Consider the following 20,416-nt stretch of genomic DNA (forward strand, 5'->3'; position numbering starts at 1 on the left):
GGCCGGCGGGACGGCTCCGGCCGTCCCGCCGCTCAGTCCTCGGTGCGCTGCCGGGCGGCGTCGATGCGCTCCCGGGCGCCGTCCAGCCAGCGCTGGCAGATCCCGGCGAGCTGCTCGCCGCGCTCCCAGAGCGCCAGCGACTCCTCCAGCGAGGTGCCGCCCGCCTCCAGCCGCTCGACCACCGAGGCCAGCTCGGCGCGGGCCTGCTCGTAGCTGAGCCGCTCGTCCTTCGTCGTGTCAGTCATCGGGTCCCATTTCATCAGCCGTCCACGGTGGCGGTCAGCTCGCCCTCGGCGAGGCGGACCCGCAGCGGATCACCCTTGGCCACCTCGGACGCGGCGCGGACCACGTGCCCGTCGCCGCGCTGGACGATGGCGTAGCCCCGGTCGAGGGTGGCCGCGGGGGAGAGGGCGCGCAGCCGCGCCAGGGTGTGCCGCAGGTCGTCGCCGGCGGCGCCGAGCCGGTGGTCCAGGCAGCGGCCGGCCCGGTCGCGCAGCGCCGCGACGTCGGTGGCCCGCTGGTCGACCATCACCTGCGGGCGGGCCAGCACCGGCCGGGACCGCAGCAGGTCGAGCCGGTGCTGCTCGCGGTCGACCAGGTTGCGTACCGCCCGCTCCAGCCGGGACCGGGCCTGGCCGATGAGGCGGACCTCCTCGGCCAGGTCGGGCACGATGCGCTTTGCCGCGTCGGTCGGGGTCGAGGCGCGTACGTCGGCGACGTAGTCGAGCAGCGGAGTGTCGGTCTCGTGGCCGATCGCGCTGACCACCGGCGTGCGGCAGGCGAAGACCGCCCGGCACAGCGCCTCGTCGGAGAAGGGCAGCAGGTCCTCGATGCCCCCGCCGCCCCGGGCGATGATGATCACATCGACCGTCGGGTCGGCGTCGAGGACCTTGAGCGCGCCCACGATGTCGGGCACGGCGCTCGGCCCCTGGACCGCCACGTTGACCGTGCGGAACTCCACGGCCGGCCAGCGGCGGCGGGCGTTGGTCAGCACGTCCCGCTCGGCGGCCGACGCGCGGCCGGTGATCAGCCCGATCCGGCCGGGCAGGAACGGCGGCCGGCGCTTGCGGGCCCGGTCGAAGAGCCCCTCGGCGGCCAGCAGCTTCTTGAGCTTCTCCAGCCGGGCCAGCAGCTCGCCGAGCCCGACCTGGCGGATCTCGTCGGCGCGTAGGCTGAGCGTGCCGCGGGCGGCGTAGAACTCGGGCTTGGCGTGCAGCACCACCCGGGCGCCCTCGGCCAGCTCCGGCGCGCCCGCGTCGAGCACGTCGCGGTTGGTGGTGACGGTCAGGCTGAGATCCGCCGACGGGTCACGCAACGTCAGGAAGACCGTGCTCGCCCCGGGCCGGCGGCTGATCTGCGCGACCTGGCCGTCGACCCACACCCACCCCAGGCGGGCGATCCAGGCCCCGATCTTCTGGCTCACCACCCGGACCGGCCACGGCTCCTCGGACGTGCTCCGCTCCTCGCTCACCCGCCCACCCTACGGCCCACCTCCGACGGGACCGTGCCCCGGACGTGGCACAGCTCGCAGTCCAGGCGGGGCGGAGGAGGCACGTACGATGGTCGGGTGACTGATGCTGAGACGACTTCCCGGACCGGCAAGCGCGTGCTCCTGGCCAAGCCCCGCGGCTACTGCGCGGGCGTGGACCGGGCGGTGCAGACCGTCGAGGAGGCGCTCAGGCTCTACGGCGCGCCGATCTACGTCCGCAAGCAGATCGTGCACAACAAGCACGTGGTGCAGACGCTGGAGGCCAAGGGCGCGATCTTCGTGGAGGAGAACGAGGAGGTGCCGGAGGGCGCCACCGTCATCTTCTCCGCGCACGGCGTGGCCCCCGAGGTCTACGAGCAGGCCCGGACCCGCTCGCTCAAGGCGATCGACGCGACCTGCCCGCTGGTCACCAAGGTGCACCAGGAGGCCCGGCGGTTCGCCGCCGAGGACTACGACATCCTGCTGATCGGCCACGAGGGGCACGAGGAGGTCGTCGGCACCGCCGGCGAGGCGCCCGCGCACATCCAGCTGGTCGACGGGCCGGACGGCGTCGACAAGGTCACCGTGCGCGACCCGAACAAGGTCGTCTGGCTCTCCCAGACCACCCTCTCGGTCGACGAGACCCTGGAGACCGTGGCCCGGCTCAAGCAGCGGCTGCCGCTGCTCCAGTCGCCGCCCAGCGACGACATCTGCTACGCCACCTCCAACCGGCAGCACGTGGTGAAGGAGATCGCCCCCGACTGCGACGTGGTGATCGTGGTCGGCTCGCGGAACTCCTCCAACTCGGTCCGCCTCGTCGAGGTGGCGCTGGACGCCGGCGCCCGGGCAGGGCACCTGGTCGACTTCGCCCACGAGATCGACGACGCCTGGCTGGAGGACGCCCGCACCGTGGGGGTCACCTCGGGCGCCAGCGTGCCGGACGAGCTGGTGCAGCAGGTGCTCGCGCACCTGGCCGAGCGCGGATTCGCCGACGTCGAGGAGATCACGACCGCCAACGAGCGGCTGACCTTCTCGCTGCCCCAGGAGCTCAAGCGGGACCTGAAGGCCGCGGCCGCCCGCGGCTGACCGGCCGGAACGAAACCGCCACTGACCACGTCCAACCGGTCATGAAGACTCCTCGGACGGTTCTCGTCGCCCTGCTGGCCGGCGCGGCGCTGACCGCCTGCGCCGGTCCGGGCAGCGAGCCCGCCGGTCCCAGCCCGACGGGTGCCGCCCCGGCGACCAGCAGCACCGGGCCGTGCGAAACCTGGCCCGCCTGCCAGGCCGATCCCGGCCCCAGCCCGACAGGAGCCCCGGTGACCAGCCAGCCCGATCCCGGCCCCAGCCGCCCGAACCCCACCTGGAAGGGCGGCCCGTCGAAGCCGCCCGGCCCGGGCGCCACCACCCTCACCGGGACGATCCGCGCCGGTGTCGAACCGAACTGCCTGCTGCTCGACGACAACCTGCTGATCGGCGGCCCGCGCGACCTGCTCAAGCCGGGCACCCGGGTCGAGGTCACCGGTCACGCGGAGCCGGGCATGATGACCACCTGCCAGCAGGGCACCCCCTTCGTCGTCGAATCGGCCCGCCGCGCCTGATCCCGCGCCGAGGCCGGAAACGGCGGAGCCCCGCCCCCGGGTGGGGGCGGGGCTCCTGGGTTCAGCGGGTCAGTTGACCGCACCGACCTCCACCGAGCCGCGGCCGACGACCGCGCCTTCGACGGTGGTGACGGCGAGGTCACCGTAGAGCTCCCGGCCGGCGGCCGGGGTGGCCTTGGCGGTCACCGTGCCGGTCAGGGTCGCGGTGGCGCCGTTGGCCAGGGCCAGCGGGGTGCTCGGGGCGGAGAGCGAACCCAGCGCCGGGGCGGCGAAGGAGTCGCGGTAGTCGTACGCGGTGGTCGGGTCGCTCACCGAGTAGCCGTCGATGACGACCCGGTAGGTGCCGGCGGCCGGGTTGGTCAGCGTGACCGCCTCCTCCGAGTCACCGTCGGCCGACTGGCCCACCCGCGTCGCGCCGAGGAAGACCGACAGGTCCAGGTCGGCGCTCAGGTCGGACGGGTTGCCGATCCGGGCGGTGAACGAGGTGGCCCCCGCCGGGACGTCCACCGTGTATTCCTGGCGAGCGCCCTGGGCGATGCTCGGCCGCTCGGCGTGCACGCTGGACAGCGGGCCACCGACGCCGGTCACCTGGACCGGGCCGAACGTGTTGGTCAGGCCCCAGCTCACCTCGGTCGGGGTGCCGGCGGTCACCGACGGCAGCTCGACCACGGCCGGCTCGACCGCGACGCCCTGCACCCGCGCCTGGAGCTGGAACGGGTTGTTCAGCGCCGGCGAGGTGCGCCGCGCCTCCACCTCGATCTCCCAGACGCCCGGGATCGGGTTCTGGTAGTCCCGCTCCTGCGGCTTACAGGCGGCGGCGTCGGAGAAGTTGGTGTAGCAGGCGGTGCTCGCGGTGCTCTCGACCGGCACGCCGTACGGGTTGATGGCGATGAACCGGGTCTGCGAGCCGGTGGCGATGCCGGAGAGGTTGACCTGCAGCGCGCCGGCGCCCTTCGGAACCGTCACGAAGTACGAGGTGAAGCCGTTCCGGTCGACCGAGCCGGCGGTGGCGAACGAGTAGGCCGGCGCGGAGACCGCGGTCGAGGCGACCACGACGGTGGCGACCTCGAAGTCGACCACCGAGGTGGCCGGGTCGTCGACGGTCATGATGGCGCCGTGCGCGCCGGCGGTCAGCGGCTTGGCCTTCACCTTGACGGTGACGGTCTTGTCGAGCGGCAGCCACACGACCGCCGGGGCCGAGAAGGTGCCGTCGTTGCCGCGGAACGCGACGGTGTGCTTGAGGCTCTTGTTCGGGCCGCTGGTGCGGGTCAGCTTGACCTCGTAGGTGCGGCTCTCCTTGACCTTCTGCCCGCCGTCGCCGGCCGCGCAGCGGTTGTAGATGCCGGTGCCGACGTTCGGGTTCGGCTCGAACACGCCGGAGTCCTTGTTGTACTTCGTCAGGTTGCCCGACAGTTCGGTGCAGACCGGCGCCGCGGAGGTGTAGGTCCGGGTCTGCACGCCCGCGGCGAGCAGGTCCCACGCGCCCGCGACGTTGAACATGCCGTAGCCCTGCGCGTAGGTCGGGACGTCCGCGATCGGCTTGGCGGAGGTGTAGATGGCCCGGCGCAGCGCGGCCGGGGTGACGCCCTCGTCGGTGGCCTTGGCCGCCGACAGCAGCAGCGCGGCGGCGCCGGTGGCCTGCGGCGAGGCCATCGAGGTGCCGTTCAGCATCTGGTAGCCGGGGGGCAGCGAATAGCCGGCCTCGGGGACCGGGTTGCCGGGCTGCCAGGTCGGCGCGGTGGAGATGGCCGAGCCGGGGGCGGTGACGTTGGGCTTGAAGCCGCCGTCCTCACGCGGGCCGCGCGAGGAGAAGTTGAACAGCGCGTTCTCCTTGCGGACCACCGAGCCGTAGTTGGCCAGCCAGGTGTCCTTGCTGACGTTCGCGGCCACGCTGACCACGTTGCTGGCGACGGAGGGGTCGCCGACGGTGTTCAGGCCCGGGCCGGAGTTGCCGGCCGAGATGAACATCTGCACGCCGTAGGTGCTGATCAGCTCGTCGTAGAGGTTGGCGCGGGCGTTGGAGCCGTCGTTGAGCGCCGGCAGGCCACCGATCGACATGTTGACCACGTCGACCTTGCGGTTGACCACCAGGTCGACCATGCCGGTGGTGAGCGCCGCGGCGGTGCAGCCGCCGCCCCACGAGCAGGCCCGGGCGGAGACGAGCTTGGCGCCCGGGGCGGCGCCGTCGAGGACGCTGTTGCCCAGCATGTCGTTGGCGGCGGTGATGCCGGCGACGTGGGTGCCGTGGGTCGCCTCGATGATCCCGATGTTGACGAAGTCGTAGTACGGGCCGGGCTGGCCGTCCGCCGGCGCGATGTCCACGTTCTTGCGGTACTCGACCACGAACGGGATCTGCTCGCGCACGGCGGTGGCCGGATTGTCCGTGCCGAAGTGGCCGACCTGGAACTTCTCCTTGTACGGCCGCATCGGCTCGTCGTCGGTGAAGTCGTTGTTCTGGTTGGCGTCTACGCGGATGTCGCCGTTCACCGGGTTGTAGAGGATGCCCCAGAAGTCGGTCGTGTCACCGTCGCGGTTGACGTCGCCCCGCGCGTCGTCCAGCAGGGTGATGTTCTCCCGGAAGACGTTGAACTTGTAGGCGCCGGCCGGTGCGGTCCAGGTGCCCAGCGTGTTGGTGAACGAGGGGCCCGCCACGTCGCTGGCCATCGCGCGCCAGGAGGCGTCCTCGAGCGGGTCCGTCGCGGTGACCCAGTCGACGATCTTGCGCTCGCCCGTGGTGGTCTTCTGCAGCGCCGGCTGGTCCAGGTCGATCCCGGAGTCCATGATGCCGATGGTGACGCCGCGGCCGTCCCACGTCGGGTGCGCGGCCTTGAAGGCCTCCGCGCCGGTCTCGTTGGTCGGCATGTACGGGTTGACCGCACCGGTGTCGGCGCCCGGGCCGGCCAGCGTCTCGCCCTGCTCGGCGGCCTTCGCGCCGGCCGGGGCGGCCTCGGGGGCCGGGTCGGGGAGCTTGATGGTCTCGTCGAGGTCGACGGCGGAGATGCCGGGGAGCGTCGCGGCCTTGAGGACCTTCGCGGTCGGGACCTTGGCCAGCACGTAGCCGACCTGGTCGTAGCGCTGGCTGACCGCGGCGCCCAGGCTGGCCAGCCCGTCGGCGACCTTCTTGGTCGAGCCCTTCTTGGCGGCGATGATCAGGGTGACGGTCGGGGCGTGCTTCGCCTCCGCCTCGTCCAGCAGCTTGGCGTCGTGGGCGCCCAGCGTCTCGGCGGCGGTCGGCTGCGAGGCGTCGGGGGCGGCGGCGGGGGCTGCGCTCGCGGTCGCGGCGCCACCCCCCACGGTCATGGCGCCGGCCGCCAGGACCGAGGCGAAGAGCGCGGCGGAGGTACGCCGGCTCCGGTTGCGGGGTTGACTCACGTTCTCTTCCTCCAGAGAACAGGGCCCTTCAGGAGACAGGGCACGCGTGACAGCGATCCTTCGGGCTGGCCCCGCCGGTGTCACTACTCCGAAGTAGGTTGTGACCACTCCGTGACGCCGATCGGCCGATGTCGTCACGTTTCGAGTGTCAACCGTCGATGGCTGCCGGCCGATCGGCCGATGTGGACACGCCGTCCACCAGTTCCGGGGCCTGCGGCTGGCGGGGCGCCAGCTCGACCTGGGCCGGTGCGGGCAGCTCCTGGTCGGAGACGCCCAGCTCGGCCAGCTTGCGGGCGCTGACCAGCACCCGCGCCTCCAGCGAGCCGACCGCGCGGTTGTAGGCGGTCACCGCACCGCTCAGCGCGCCGCCGAGCTTGCCCACGTGTTCGCCCAGGGTGGACAGCCGCCCGTAGAGCTCGCGGGCCAGCGAGTGCACGGTGGCCGCGTTGCGGGCCAGCGCCTCCTGCCGCCAGGAGTAGGCCACCGTGCGCAGCAGCGCCACCAGGGTGGCCGGCGTCGCCAGCACCACGTTGCGGGCGAAGGCGTGCTCGAGCAGCGACGGGTCGCGCTGCAACGCCACGTCGAGGAACGGGTCGGCCGGCACGAACAGCACCACGAACTCCGGGGTCTGGTCGAACGCCGCCCAGTAGGTCTTGGCGGCCAGCCCGTCGACGTGCGCCCGCAGGTGCCGCGCGTGCGCGTCGAGGTGGGTGTCGCGCCCCCGCTCGTCGCGCGCCTCCATGGCGGTCAGGTAGGCCTCGAAGGGCGCCTTGGCGTCGACCACCACGGTGCGGCCGCCGTGCAGCCGGACCACCAGGTCGGGGCGGACCCCCTGGTGGTCGGTGGCGGCGGTGACCTGCTCGTTGAAGTCGCAGTGCTCCAGCATGCCGGCCGCCTCGACGATCCGCCGGAGCTGGTGCTCACCCCAGCGGCCGCGCACCTGCGGGGCGCGCAGCGCCGCGACGAGCTGCTTGGTCTCGGTGCGCAGCTCGCCGGAGACGGCGCTCATCGACCGCACCTGTTCGCGCAGCTCGGCGTAGGCGTCGACCCGGTCGTGCTCCAGCTCGGCCACCCGCTGCTCGTAGCGGCGGAGGGTGTCGTGCAGCGGGGCCACCGCGCGGGCCACCGCCTCCTGGGACTGCGCGGTCGCCTCGTAGCTGAGCGCGCGCAGCGACTGCTCCAGCCGCCCCTCACCCTCGCGCGTGGCGGCCAGGGTCGCCTCCAGCCGGGCGATGTCGGTCGCCGAGCGGGACCGGGCGGCGAGCCACCCCACGGCACCGCCCGCGGCGAGGCAGAGCACCACCACGGCCAGCGTCGAGAAGCTCATGCCGAAGAGCTTGCCAAACGGGTACGACGTGCGCCCGCTGGGTACGTTCGACGTCATGGAGGTTGCCCTGTGGGTGGTCCTGATCCTGATGCTCGGAGGTGCCCTGGTGTTCTGGCGGTGGGGAAGCAGGTCCCGGCGGGCCACCGAGCTGGCCGACGCGCGCGCTGAGGCGCAGCGCTGGTACGAGCGGCTCGGCGGGCAGCTCATGAACCTGCACGGCGACGCCCCCGCGGTCCGCCAGGCGCTGGCCGACGCGGGCGAGCGGTACAACGCGGCCGGCTCCCAGCTGGAGCAGGCGGGCACCACGCACCAGTTCGCGCTGGCGCGGGAGACGGCGCTGGAGGGGCTGGCGTACATCCGGGCGGCCCGGACGGCCCTGGGCATCGACCCGGGCCCGGAGCTGCCGCCGCTGGCCGCCGCGCGCGGTGCGGGAATGCTCACCAAGGAGCGCGAGGTCAACGTGCAGGGCCAGACCTACCGGGCCGGCCCGCAGCCGGGAAATCAGACTCCGTACTACTACCCGGGCGGAAACTGGCAGGGCCGTCCCGTGCCGGCCGGCTGGTACTCGACGCCGTGGTGGAAGACGGCGCTGGGCACCGGGGCCGGCGTGCTTGGCGGCATCCTGATCGCCGACGCGCTCTTCTCACCCGCCTTCGCCGACCCGGGCTACGGCTACGAGGCCGGCTACCAGGAGGGCTTCAACGACGGGTTCGACGACGGCCAGGACCAGGGCGGCGACTTCGGCGACCAGGGTCAGGACTTCGGCGACCAGGGCCAGGACTTCGCCGGCCAGGGTGACTACGCGGCCGGCGACTTCGGCGGTGGGGACTTCGGCGGCGACTTCGGTGGCGGCGACTTCGGCGGCGGCGACTGGTAGCCCGCCCGGGAGGACGGAGGCCCCGGTCGGCGGGACCGGGGCCTTCCTCGTGCACCGGGGTCAGCCGGTGTTGCGCATGCCGGCGGCGATGCCGTTGACCGTGGTCAGCAGCGCCCGCTCCAGCGCCGTACCGTCGTTGGGCGCCCGGCGCCCGCCCGGCGCGGTGGCCACCGCGCGGCCCGCGGCCCCGGAGTCCCGGTACTGCCGCAGCAGGGCCACCTGGAGGTGGTGCAGCGGCTCCAGGTAGGTGTCCCGTACCGCGAGGGTGCGCTGGAGCACGGGCGAGTTCTCCAGCAGCGCCGGCGAGGCGGTGACCGCCAGCACCTCCTGCTTGGTGAGCTCGTACTCCTGCTCGATCTTCGCGAAGATCGGGTGCAGCTTCTTCGGGACCAGGGTCTCCACGTAGCGCCGGGCGATGCTCAGGTCGGTCTTGGTGAGCATCATCTCGACGTTCGACAGGAACGTGCGGAAGAAGTGCCAGTTCCGGTTCATCTCGGCGAGCACGTCCTCCAGCCCGGCCGCACGCGCGGCGGCCAGCCCGGAGCCCACGCCGAACCAGCCGGGCACGATCTGCCGGGTCTGCGTCCAGCCGAACACCCACGGGATGGCCCGCAGGCCGGACAGCCCGGCGCCGGTGTTCGGCCGCTTCGCCGGCCGGGAGCCGATGTTGAGCGCGCCGAGCAGCTCGGTCGGGGTGGAGGCCCAGAAGTAGGCCGGCAGGTCCGGGTCCTCGACCAGCGACCGGTAGGACCGGAAGGCCGACTCGGAGACCACGTCCATGGTGGCGTCCCAGCGTTCCAGCATCTCGGCCGGCTGCCGGGGCGCCGTGTGCAGCAGCGTCGCCTGGAGCACCGCGGCCACGGTCAGCTCCAGGTTCTCCCGGGCCAGCGCGGGCAGCGTGTACTTGTCGGAGATGACCTCGCCCTGCTCGGTCACCTTGATCGCGCCGTCGAGGGTGCCGTAGGGCTGGGCCAGGATGGCCTCGTGGGTGGGGCCGCCGCCCCGCCCCACGGTGCCGCCGCGGCCGTGGAAGAGCCGCAGGTGTACGCCGTGCCGCGCGGCCACGTCCCGCAGCGCGCGCTGGGCGCGGTGGATGGACCACTGGCTCGTGGTGATGCCCGCCTCCTTGTTCGAGTCGGAGTAGCCCAGCATCACCTCCTGCACGTCGCCGCGGGCCGCCACGAGCGCCCGGTAGGCCGGCAGGGACAGCAGCTCGTCGAGGATCTCGCCGCCGGCGTTCAGCTCGGTCGGGGTCTCCAGCAGCGGCACGATCCCGATCCGGGCCCGGCCGCTGTGCACGTCGACCAGGCCGGCCTCGCGGGCCAGCACGACCGCGGCGAGCACGTCGTCCACGCCGAGGGTCATCGAGATGATGTACGACTCGATCACCTCGGCGCCGAACCGGTCCTGCGCCTCGCGGATCGCCCCGAACACGTCGAACGTCTTCTGCGCCGACTCGGTGAGCGGGCTGTCCTGCGTGGAGAGCGGCCGGCGGCCGGCCAGCTCGTCGGCGAGCAGCTTGGTGCGCTCCAGCCGGGTCAGCGACGGGTAGTCGGACACCTCGCCGACCGCCGCGTAGAGCTGGGTGAGCACCTCGTGGTGCTTCTCGGCGTGCTCCCGGACGTCCATGGTGGCCAGGTGCAGCCCGAACGCGGACACCGTACGGATGGTCGAGGCCAGCCGGCCCACGGCGGTGAGCTGCCCGGAGTTGCGGGCCAGCGAGGCGCGCAGCAGCTCCAGGTCGGCGATCAGCTCGGCCGAGCCGCGGTAGTCCCGCCCCGGCACGTGCGGCGTGCCGGTGCGCAGCCGCTCCCGGGTGTTGGCCAGCTTGGCCTTCACGCACCGCGCCTTGAGCCGGTAGGGCTCCTCGGCGTTGACCCGGCGGAACCGGGGCGCCACCTCGGGCAGGGCGTCCAGGTCGGCCGCGAGGCTGGCCGACAGGTCGAGGGAGACCGCCCGCAGCCGGCGGGAGACGCTGACCTCGTTGATCAGCTGGTCCATGGCCTTCTCGGTGGCCTCGATGCCGTGCTCGTGCTGGATGCGCAGCACGTCGCGGGTCACCGTCGGGGTGACGAACGGGTTGCCGTCCCGGTCGCCGCCGATCCAGGTGCCGAAGGTCAGCGGGCGGGCGGTCGGGGAGGTCTCCACGCCGAGGGTGCGCAGCGTGTCGGCGAGGTCGTCGAGCACCTGCGGGGCGGCCTCGGCGTGCAGGTCGCGCAGGTAGTAGATGGCGTTGCGGGCCTCGTCGGTCGGGTCCGGCCGGTCCAGCCGCAGCTCGTCGGTCTGCCACATGAGGTCGAGCAGCTCGGCCAGGCGCCGGTTGGCCGGCCCCTCGTCGCTGGCGCCGTAGAGGATCGCGTTGGCCGTCTCGGCGTCGAGCTCGTCGGCGACCGCGCGCAGCTTGGACAGGATGGACCGGCGGGCCGCCTCGGTGGGGTGGGCGGTGAAGACCGGGCGTACGGCGAGCCGGCGGGCCGCGGCGGCGATCTCCTCGGCCGGCACCCCGCGCTCCGCGATCATCTTGGCCGCCTGGTCCAGCCAGCCGCCGTGCGTGGCCCGCCGGCGGCGCAGGTCGCGGGCCCGGTGCACCTGCTCGGTGATGTTGGCCAGGTGGAAGTAGGTGGAGAAGGCCCGGGCCAGCTTGGTGCCGGTGGTGACGTCGAGCCCGGCGAGGCGCTGGGCGGCGGCCGGCGGGTCGGAGCGGACCTGGGCCCGGATCTCCTCGACCAGGTCGAGCAGGGGCCGGCCCTCCTGGCGGGCGAGGGTCTGCCCGAGCAGCGTGCCGAGGCGGCGGATGTCGGCCCGGAGAGCAGCGTCGGGGCCGTCGTGGTCGTGCTGGTCGGTCACGGTGCGCTCCTTACGCGAGTACGAAGGACAGCGCTGTCCGACTCCCTGGATGGTATCCGCGCGAGCCCCGGCGGAAGGAGGGGGACCGCGTGACGATCTGCACTCTGGGACGGGCCGGCCGGCTCAGCCATGGGCGGTCGGCGCCTCGGAGGTGCGGGCGCGGGCCGCGCGCCGGTGGGTCCGGAAGACCGTCGCGGTGAGCAGGCCGACGATCCCGAGCAGGGCCCAGAGGGTCAGCCCGGACAGCGTCCAGCCCGTCGAGCGGCGGTCGAAGTAGACCGCCGACTTGATGAGGTCGGTGGTCAGGCCGGGCAGGTTCCACCGGTGCATGCCGCGCATCCAGTCCGGCAGGAACTCCGGGGCGTAGATGCCGCCGGAGCCGGGGTTGCCGAGCACCACCAGCAGCAGGATCACCAGCCCGGTGCCGAGCAGCCCGAGCCAGGCCTGCACGGCGCTGGCGATCATCGCGGCGGCGAAGACGGCCAGCGCGCCGACCGCCGCGACCGCCGGGAGGTCGTGGTGCCAGATGTCGAGCACCGGGCCGACGATGGTGGCCCCCACGACGCCCAGCACGACCGAGTAGACCGCCAGGGCGGCGATCCGCAGCCCGGCCCGGGGCAGGCTCACCGGGGCGGTGCCGGTGCGCAGGCCCAGCGCGGTCGAGGCCAGGTAGCCGCCGAGCACGAGGCCGACCGCCAGGTAGAACGGGACCAGCCCGCGCGGGTCGGTCGGCTCCACCGGCACCTCGTCGGTCACCTGGATCGGGAGGTTGGCCTGCTGGGCGGCCTGGCCGAGCACCTGGGTCACCAGCTCGGTGGCGGCCGGGGCGGAGGCGCTGGCGGTGGCCAGGTGCAGGCCGTTGTCCGGGCCGGAGGTGAGCACCCCGTACACCTTGCGGGTCGTCAGGCCGTCGTCGGCGGCGCCCGGGTCGTCGTACTCGATGGGTTCGATCTTGTTGGTGCGCTGGCGGACGGCCGCCAGCACGGCCTCGGCGCGCTGGTCGCCGAGGACGACCCCGACGGGCACGTCGTGGGGCCGGGGCTGGTGCAGCGCGCCGACGTAGGCGGCGATGAACGCGGTGGCCAGGGCGAGCGTGCCGAGCAGCAGCGCCGCCGTGCGGGGCAGCCAGTCGCGTGCCGGAAGCGCCTCGTCCACGCGCCCAGCCTATTGCCCGCATATGCCCGGCTCGGGCGGTTTCCTCCGGCGGAATTCGCTGGCGCGGCCCGATAGCTTCGGATCATGTCGCTGCCCAGCTACCCCCCGAAGCCGAAGCCGGGCGACCGGGTCGCCGTCGTGTCGCCCTCCGCCGGCCTGCCGGGCCTCTTCCCGCACGTCCACGAGCTGGGCCTGCGCCGGCTCCGCGAGGAGTTCGGGCTGGAGCCGGTGGAGTACCCGACCACCCGGCAGCTGGGAGCCGACCCCCGGGACCGGGCGCGCGACCTGACCGCCGCCTTCGCCGACCCGAGCGTCACGGCGGTGCTCGCCACGGTCGGTGGCGACGACCTGGTCACGGTCACCCCGTTCCTGGACGACGCGGTGCTGCGGGCCAACCCGAAGCCCTACTACGGCTACTCGGACAACACGAACGTGCTCAACCACCTGTACCGGCTCGGGATCGTCGCCTACCACGGCGGGTCGGTGCTCGTGCACCTCGGCCGGTCCGGCGCGCCGCACCCGCTGACGTTCGACTCGCTGCGGGCGGCGCTGTTCAGCTCCGGGTGGTACGACCTCACTCCCGCGCCGGAGTGGGGCGACGAGCCCCGCGACTGGCGCGACCCCGCCACCCTCGCCGAGGAGCCGGTGATGTTCCCCGGGGAGGGCTGGCGCTGGCACGGGCCGGCCCGGGTGGTCCAGGGGCGCACCTGGGGAGGCTGCCTGGAGATCATCCACTGGTTGATGGCGGTGGACCGGGTGCCCTCGGCGGCCGAGCTGGCCGGGTCGGTGCTCTTGGTCGAGACCTCCAACGAGCTGCCCGGCGCGCAGGAGGTCTTCCGGATCGTGCGCAACCTGGGCGAGCGCCGGCTCCTGGGGGCCTTCCCGGCGATCGTGGTGGGCCGGCCCAAGGCGTGGGACTTCGAGAAGCCGCACACCCTGGACGAGCGGCGGGCCTGGGGCGAGGCGCAGCGGGAGGCGATCCTGCGGGCCCTCGCGCCGTACGCCGACGACCCGGTGGTGGTCTTCGACGTCGACCTCGGCCACACCGACCCGCAGCTGATCATCCCGTACGGCGGGGAGATCCGCGTCGACGCCGTGGAACGCCGCATCGCCGTCCGCTACTGAACCTCCAGCGGCACGGTGGCGTGCCAGTCGATGTGATGACGGTGGACGGGGCCGAACATCTGCTCCGGGGTGGGCATGGCGGGCCCACCCGCCTGGCCGGCCTTGGCCCGGTTGGTGGCCGCCGCGTTGCCACCGATCAGCTCGACGCGCCCCCGGCGCAGCCGCTCGTACGCCGCGAACGCGGCGGCGTGATCGGGCCGGTCGCGTAGGCAGCGGGCCAGCTCGACGGCGCTCTCGATGGCGAGTGAGGCACCCTGGCCAGAGCTGGACGAGGGCGCGTGGACCGCGTCGCCCACGAGGACCAGGCGACCCCGGTGCCAGTGCGGCACGGACGGCATCCGCTCCATGGGCCCGGTGGCCATCAGCGTGTCCGGCGCGGTCTGGGCCAGCAGCCGTTCCCCGGGCACGTGACCCACGTAGCGCTCGCGCAGCCGGGCCAGCCACTGCTCCGCCGGGATCCGCTGGACCTCCGCCCAGGTGAGCGGCTCGGTGCGGGGGAGGCTGGCGAACCAGCAGACCTGCCCGTCGGGCAGTCGCCACCAGCCGATGAACGACCTGCCGAAGGCGAAGTACATGGTGCCGGGCTCGGCGGGTGCCACGTCCCCGGCGGATGCCACGTCCTCCGCGACCAGCCCGCCGAAGCCGAGCACGCCGGCGTACTCGGGCCCCGGTGCGCTCGGGTCGATCAGCGTGCGGACGGTGGAGCGGATGCCGTCGGCCCCGATCAGCACGTCCGCGTGCGCGGTGCTGCCGTCGGCGAAGACGGCGGTGACCCCGTCACGACCCTCCTCGGCCCCGACGAGGCGCCGACCGTATTCGACCTTCACGCCCTCGGCGAGTGCCTCTGCGGTCAGCGCCCGGTACAGGTCCGCGCGGGCCATCGCGTGGGTGGCGGGCAGCCCCGGGAAGCCGTGGAACTCGCTGAGGCGGTTTCCCGCGCCGTCGGCCATGACCACGCCGGGGACCGCGTGTCCGGCCGCCCGGACCGCCTCCTCGGCCCCGACGATCCGCAGTGCCGCCAGGCCGTTCGGGGCGAGGGTCAGCATCGCGCCGACGCCGTCCGCCCCGCCCGGGTGCGCCTCGTGCACGGTCGCCTCGATGCCCGCCCGGGCCAGCGCCATCGCCGTGACCGTGCCGCCGATGCCGCCGCCGATCACCACTGCCGTTCGCGTCGCGCCCATCTGCCGCTCCCTTCGATCGAGTAACTCTGAGAATAGTCTCAGCGAAACTAGTCCACGTCAACTAGTTCCGTTGGCTCTAGGATCACCGGCATGGACACCGCTGCCCGGAGCTCGCCGCTCGCCCTGACCGTGCTGGCCCTGCTGCACCACGAGCCGCTGCACCCGTACGGGGTGCAGCGGCTCATCAAGCAGTGGGGCAAGGACCAGGTGGTCAACGTGGGGCAGCGGGCGAGCCTCTACCGGACCATCGAGCGGCTGCACGCCGACGGCCTCATCGCGGTGCGGGAGACGGGGCGGGACCAGGCCTACCCCGAACGCACCGTCTACGAGTTGACCGACGCCGGGCGGCGGGTCGCCCGTACGTGGCTGAGAGCGATGCTGGTCGAGCCCAAGCAGGAGTTCCCGCAGTTCCCGGCGGCCCTGTCACACCTCGCGATGATCAGCCCGGCGGAGGCGGCGGAGCTGCTGGAGCGGCGTGCCGAACGGATTGGGCAGGCCCGGCAGGAGCGGGCCGCCGCGCTGGCGGCCCACGCCGACCTGCCCCGGGTCTTCCACCTCGAGGACGAGCACCTGGACGCGGTGACCGCCGCCGAGGAACGGTGGTTGCGCTCGGTCGTCGAGGACCTGCGCAGCGGCCGGCTCACCTGGTCGGCGCCCGCCGGTGCCGATCCGGCCTGACCGCGTGAGGGCGGCCGGAGCCGCGGGACCCGAACGGCCGGGTCAGCCGGCGACGACGGCGAAGGCGCGGACCGTGAAGGTGCCCATGCCGGCTACTCGGGGTGGGGCGGCTGTGAAGCGGAAACCCTCCGGGGGCAGGGCGGACAGGTTGGTCAGGTGCTCCGCGATCGGGATGCCGGCGGCGAGGAGGGCGCTGTGCGCCGGTCGCTCCCCGGCCGCCGCCGGGGTCATGTCGTCGATGTTGACCGAGTCGATCCCGACCAGCGCCGCCCCCGCCTCGACCAGCCAGTCCGCGCCGTCGCCGGTCAGGTAGGGCGCCTCCGGGCCGGCGTACCGGTCGGTGCCGAAGTGGGTGTCCCAGCCGGTGTGCAGCAGCACCGCCCGGCCGGCCACCTCGTAGGGAGCGAGCAGCAGCCGGTCCACCGCCCGCGTGCCGGCCGGCACGCGCACCACCAGGCCGGGCAGGTCGGCGAGGCGGTCCAGCGGTACGCTGGTCAGGTCCGGGCCGTCCGCCCACCGGTGCGAGGGCGCGTCCACGTAGGTGCCGGTGTTGGCGATCATGTCGATCCGGGCCACGTGGAACTCGACGCCCGGCGCGTACCGCTCCCGGGACGCCTCGCGGGTCAGCCAGTCGGTGATGCGGGGTGGCTGCCAGCCGGGCAGGGTGACCATGCCGTCGGTGATCACGTGGCTCAGCTCGACCAGCCGCCGCCCGCCGGGTGCCGGCGCGGCCACCCCGCGACCGCCCTTGTGCGGCTCCTCCACCACGGTCCGGTTGGTGATCCGCACCTCGCCGACCATCAGCAGCCCGAGGTGCCGGACGAGGAGCGCGGCCAGCTCGCCGTCGGTGACCTCCGGGCCTGGGATGTCCAGCCGGAAGCCGTCGGTCCGCAGCCCGCCACCGTTCGCGAAGATCACCTCGGCGTCGAACACCGCCCGGTACTCACCCGTCATGCGCCCCACCGCATCACGGCGGTCGCGACCCGTCAAGATCCATCTCACGGCCCGTGGCTGAGGCCCGGAATGTCCGGGGCGCGGGATAGTCTCGAACGGTGCCACCCCCCGTCCGTGCCGGACGCGGGGTCGTCGTCGTGCGCCGACCTCCTGGAAGTGATCGCAGATGCTCACCGGACTCTTCTCCGCCGCCCTGGCCGACCCCGGGCTGGCCCGGGCGCGTGACCTGGCGCGCTCCGGTGCCGCCCAGGTCGACGGCCTCGACCTCACGGCCCCCGCCGCGCTGCGCCCGTTCGCCGTCGCCGCGGTGGCCGCCGACCAGCCGGCCGGCGGCGCGGGCCGTCCCGTGCTCGCCGTGACGGCCACCACCCGCGAGGCCGACGACCTGGCCGCCGCGCTGGGCAGCCTGCTGCCGCCGGAGCAGGTGACGGTCTTCCCGTCCTGGGAGACGCTGCCGCACGAGCGGCTCTCGCCCCGCTCCGACACCGTCGGCCGGCGGCTGGCCGTGCTGCGCCGGCTGGCCCACCCCGACTCGGCCGACGCCCACGGGCGCACCGGCCCGCTGCGGGTCGTCGTGGCGCCCGTCCGTTCCCTGCTCCAGCCGCAGCTCAAGGGGCTCGGTGACCTGGAGCCGGTGCAGCTCGCGGCCGGCGACGAGGCGGACCTGGAGGAGGTCGCCCGCCGGCTCACCGACATGGCGTACGCCCGGGTCGACCTGGTCACCAAGCGCGGCGAGTACGCCGTGCGGGGCGGCATCCTGGACGTCTTCCCGCCCACCGACGAGCACCCGTCCCGCGTCGAGTTCTGGGGCGACGAGGTGGAGGAGATCCGCACCTTCGCCGTCGCCGACCAGCGCACCATCGAGGGCGTCCCGCAGCTCTGGGCGCCGCCCTGCCGGGAGCTGCTGCTCACCCCGGCCGTACGGGAGCGGGCCGCCGCGCTCGCCCAGGAGCACCCCGAGCTGGCCGAGATCCTCGACAAGCTGGCCGAGGGCATCCCGGTCGAGGGCATGGAGTCCCTCGCCCCGGCGCTGATCGGCGCCGACTCGATGGAGCTGCTGGTCGACTGCATGCCGGCCGGCACCCACGTGCTGCTCTGCGACCCGGAGCGGATCCGCACCCGGGCGCACGACCTCGTGCGTACCTCGGAGGAGTTCCTCCAGGCCAGCTGGGCCGCGGCCGCCGTCGGCGGCCAGGCCCCGGTGGACCTCGGCGCCGCAGCCTTCCGGACCCTCGCCGACGTCCGCACGGCGGCCCGCGCCCTGCGCCAGCCCTGGTGGACCCTCGCCCCGTTCGGCCTGGTGGAGGCCGACGCCGCGCCGGCCCGCCAGCCCTGGGAGGACGAGCCGACCGAGGTCGACGTCACCCCCGACGACGCCATCGCCGTGACCCTGGCCGCCCAGCCCGCCCCGCTCTACCACGGCGAGACCTCCCGGGTCGTCGACGACCTCAAGCGCTGGGCCGGCGAGGGCTGGTCGATCGCCCTGGTCTTCGAGGGCCACGGCCCCGCCCAGCGGGCCGTCGAGGTGCTCCGGGACGCCGGCCTCGGCGCCCGGCTCACCGAGGAGGTGCCGGCCGCGCCCGCGCCCGGCGACCTGCTGGTCTCCTGCGGCTGCCTGACGGCCGGCTTCGTCGACGAGGCGTCCCGGTTCGTGCTGCTCACCGGCAACGACGTCACCGGCGGCCGGGGCACCTCCACCCGCGACATGCGCAAGATGCCGAGCCGGCGGCGCAACACCATCGACCCGCTGGAGCTCAAGGCGGGCGACCACGTGGTGCACGAGCAGCACGGCATCGGCCGCTACGTCGAGCTGGTGCAGCGCACGGTCAACGGCGCGAGCCGGGAGTACCTGGTCATCGAGTACGCGCCGAGCAAGCGCGGCCAGCCCGGCGACCGGCTCTTCGTCCCCACCGACCAGCTCGACCAGCTCTCCCGCTACGTCGGCGGCGAGCAGCCCACCCTGCACAAGATGGGCGGCTCGGACTGGCAGAAGTCCAAGGCCCGGGCCCGCAAGGCGGTCCGCGAGATCGCCGCGCAGCTCATCCAGCTCTACGCCGCCCGCAAGGCGTCGAAGGGGCACTCGTTCGGCCCGGACACCCCGTGGCAGCGGGAGCTGGAGGACGCCTTCCCCTGGCAGGAGACGCCCGACCAGCTCGCCGCCATCGAGGAGGTCAAGCGGGACATGGAGCAGACCGTCCCCATGGACCGGCTGATCTGCGGCGACGTCGGCTACGGCAAGACCGAGATCGCGGTCCGGGCGGCGTTCAAGGCGGTGCAGGACGGCAAGCAGGTGGCCGTGCTGGTGCCCACCACCCTGCTGGTGCAGCAGCACTACAACACCTTCGCCGAGCGGATGAGCCAGTTCCCGATCACCATCCGGCAGCTGTCCCGCTTCCAGACGCCGAAGGAGACCGAGCGGACGCTGGAGATGGTCGGCGACGGCACCGTCGACATCGTCATCGGCACCCACCGGCTGCTCCAGTCGGCCACCCGGTTCAAGCAGCTCGGCCTCGTCATCATCGACGAGGAGCAGCGCTTCGGCGTCGAGCACAAGGAGCACCTGAAGACGTTGCGCGCCTCGGTCGACGTGCTGGCCATGTCGGCCACCCCGATCCCGCGCACCCTGGAGATGGCGATCACCGGCATCCGGGAGATGTCCACCATCGCCACCCCGCCGGAGGAGCGGCACCCGGTGCTGACCTTCGTGGGGGCGTACGACGACCGGCAGGTGGCCGCCTCGATCCACCGCGAGCTGCTCCGCGACGGGCAGGTCTTCTACCTGCACAACCGGGTCGAGTCGATCGACAAGGCGGCCCGCCGGATCCGCGAGCTGGTGCCCGAGGCCCGGGTCGCGGTGGCGCACGGCCAGATGGGCGAGGAGGCGCTCGAGAAGGTGATGGTCGGCTTCTGGGAGAAGGAGTTCGACGTCCTCGTCTGCACCACGATCGTCGAGTCCGGCATCGACATCCCGAACGCCAACACGCTCATCGTCGAGCGGGCCGATCTGCTCGGCCTGGCCCAGCTGCACCAGATCCGCGGCCGGGTGGGCCGGGGCCGGGAGCGGGCGTACGCGTACTTCCTCTACCCGTCGGACAAGCCGCTCACCGAGAACGCGCACGAGCGGCTGGCCACCATCGCGCAGCACACCGAGCTGGGCGCCGGCATGTACGTGGCCATGAAGGACCTGGAGATCCGGGGCGCCGGCAACCTGCTCGGCGGCGAGCAGTCCGGGCACATCGAGGGCGTGGGCTTCGACCTCTACGTCCGGATGGTCGGCGAGGCGGTCTCGGCGTTCAAGGGTGAGCACGCGGAGGAGGAGACCGAGGTCAAGGTCGACCTGCCGATCGACGCGCACCTGCCGCACGACTACGTCGGCGTGGAGCGGCTGCGCCTGGAGATGTACCGCAAGCTGGCCGAGGCCCGCGACGAGGAGCGGCTGCGCGAGGTGGTCGCCGAGATGACCGACCGCTACGGCGAGCCGCCCGCGCCGGTGCAGAACCTGGTGGCGGTGGCCCGGTTCCGGCTGCTGGCCCGGCGCTACGGCCTCACCGACGTGTCGATGCAGGGCAAGCACATCCGGTTCGGCCCGCTGCCGCTGCCCGACTCGAAGCAGCTCCGCCTCAAGCGCTACCACCCGGACTCGGTCTACAAGCAGGCGCTCGACCAGGTCAGCGTGCCCCGGCCGAGCACCCGCCGGGTCGGCGGCGAGCCGCTGCGCGACCAGGCGCTGCTGGAGTGGTGCGCCCAGCTCCTCTCCGATGTGCTGGGCGAGCCGGTCGCGGCGCAGCCGGCCGGGGCGGGGGCGCGGTGAGGTGGGCGGCGTCACAGCCGGGT

Annotated in this window: 14 protein-coding genes; 6 read left to right on the forward strand and 8 right to left on the reverse strand. The window is 73.6% G+C overall.

The window, feature by feature from the left end; all coding sequences use genetic code 11:
* Positions 1–32: 32 nt before the first annotated feature.
* Together GCE86_RS29795 and xseA are read right to left on the reverse strand one after the other, a co-directional pair.
* Complete coding sequence (locus GCE86_RS29795) at positions 33–245, reverse strand: exodeoxyribonuclease VII small subunit (protein ID WP_091260311.1); 213 nt, start codon at positions 243–245, stop codon at positions 33–35.
* A gap of 14 nt (positions 246–259) precedes the next feature.
* Entirely contained in the window at positions 260–1,471 is a 1,212-nt protein-coding gene (gene xseA / locus GCE86_RS29800) for an exodeoxyribonuclease VII large subunit (RefSeq protein ID WP_154229985.1), read from the reverse strand.
* 96 nt (positions 1,472–1,567) lie between these two features.
* On the opposite strand from xseA, the gene GCE86_RS29805 reads away from it, so the two are divergent.
* Positions 1,568–2,554 (forward strand): 4-hydroxy-3-methylbut-2-enyl diphosphate reductase, encoded by a 987-nt coding sequence (locus GCE86_RS29805; RefSeq protein ID WP_154229986.1) that lies wholly within the window; start codon positions 1,568–1,570, stop codon positions 2,552–2,554.
* Between the two features lie 41 nt (positions 2,555–2,595).
* Entirely contained in the window at positions 2,596–3,066 is a 471-nt protein-coding gene (locus tag GCE86_RS29810; protein ID WP_154229987.1) for a hypothetical protein, read from the forward strand.
* Between the two features lie 69 nt (positions 3,067–3,135).
* Here GCE86_RS29810 and GCE86_RS29815 read toward each other — a convergent pair whose 3' ends face one another.
* Both GCE86_RS29815 and rmuC read right to left on the reverse strand, forming a co-directional pair.
* The gene (locus GCE86_RS29815) at positions 3,136–6,438 is read right to left on the reverse strand and encodes a S8 family serine peptidase (protein ID WP_154229988.1); all 3,303 of its coding nucleotides are present in this window, start codon (positions 6,436–6,438) and stop codon (positions 3,136–3,138) included.
* 148 nt (positions 6,439–6,586) lie between these two features.
* Entirely contained in the window at positions 6,587–7,765 is a 1,179-nt protein-coding gene (rmuC, locus tag GCE86_RS29820; protein WP_154229989.1) for a DNA recombination protein RmuC, read from the reverse strand.
* Between the two features lie 55 nt (positions 7,766–7,820).
* Between rmuC and GCE86_RS29825 the strand changes: the two genes are divergently transcribed.
* A complete protein-coding gene (locus GCE86_RS29825) occupies positions 7,821–8,642 on the forward strand; it encodes a hypothetical protein (protein WP_154229990.1) in 822 nt (273 codons plus the stop codon).
* Between the two features lie 60 nt (positions 8,643–8,702).
* Here the strand turns inward: GCE86_RS29825 and ppc are convergent, their stop codons facing one another.
* Together ppc and GCE86_RS29835 are read right to left on the reverse strand one after the other, a co-directional pair.
* Complete coding sequence (ppc, locus tag GCE86_RS29830; RefSeq protein WP_154229991.1) at positions 8,703–11,489, reverse strand: phosphoenolpyruvate carboxylase; 2,787 nt, start codon at positions 11,487–11,489, stop codon at positions 8,703–8,705.
* Positions 11,490–11,612: 123 nt separating this feature from the next.
* Positions 11,613–12,644 (reverse strand): hypothetical protein, encoded by a 1,032-nt coding sequence (locus GCE86_RS29835; protein ID WP_154229992.1) that lies wholly within the window; start codon positions 12,642–12,644, stop codon positions 11,613–11,615.
* Positions 12,645–12,728: 84 nt separating this feature from the next.
* Between GCE86_RS29835 and GCE86_RS29840 the strand changes: the two genes are divergently transcribed.
* Positions 12,729–13,769: a S66 family peptidase gene (locus GCE86_RS29840; RefSeq protein WP_154229993.1), complete on the forward strand. Its 1,041-nt coding sequence runs from the start codon at positions 12,729–12,731 to the stop codon at positions 13,767–13,769.
* On the opposite strand, the gene GCE86_RS29845 is transcribed toward GCE86_RS29840, so the two are convergent.
* Positions 13,763–14,950: an FAD-dependent monooxygenase gene (locus GCE86_RS29845; RefSeq protein WP_154229994.1), complete on the reverse strand. Its 1,188-nt coding sequence runs from the start codon at positions 14,948–14,950 to the stop codon at positions 13,763–13,765. The genes GCE86_RS29840 and GCE86_RS29845 overlap by 7 nt on opposite strands.
* Before the next feature lie 90 nt (positions 14,951–15,040).
* On the opposite strand from GCE86_RS29845, the gene GCE86_RS29850 reads away from it, so the two are divergent.
* Positions 15,041–15,628: a PadR family transcriptional regulator gene (locus GCE86_RS29850; protein WP_154229995.1), complete on the forward strand. Its 588-nt coding sequence runs from the start codon at positions 15,041–15,043 to the stop codon at positions 15,626–15,628.
* Between the two features lie 42 nt (positions 15,629–15,670).
* Here GCE86_RS29850 and GCE86_RS29855 read toward each other — a convergent pair whose 3' ends face one another.
* A complete protein-coding gene (locus GCE86_RS29855; RefSeq protein WP_154229996.1) occupies positions 15,671–16,582 on the reverse strand; it encodes a cyclase family protein in 912 nt (303 codons plus the stop codon).
* A gap of 166 nt (positions 16,583–16,748) precedes the next feature.
* Between GCE86_RS29855 and mfd the strand changes: the two genes are divergently transcribed.
* On the forward strand, positions 16,749–20,393 hold the full coding sequence (gene mfd, locus GCE86_RS29860; protein ID WP_154229997.1) for a transcription-repair coupling factor: 3,645 nt from the start codon (positions 16,749–16,751) through the stop codon (positions 20,391–20,393).
* The last annotated feature ends 23 nt before the right edge of the window (positions 20,394–20,416 follow it).

The organism is Micromonospora terminaliae (genome assembly GCF_009671205.1).
GTDB lineage: Bacteria > Actinomycetota > Actinomycetes > Mycobacteriales > Micromonosporaceae > Micromonospora > Micromonospora terminaliae.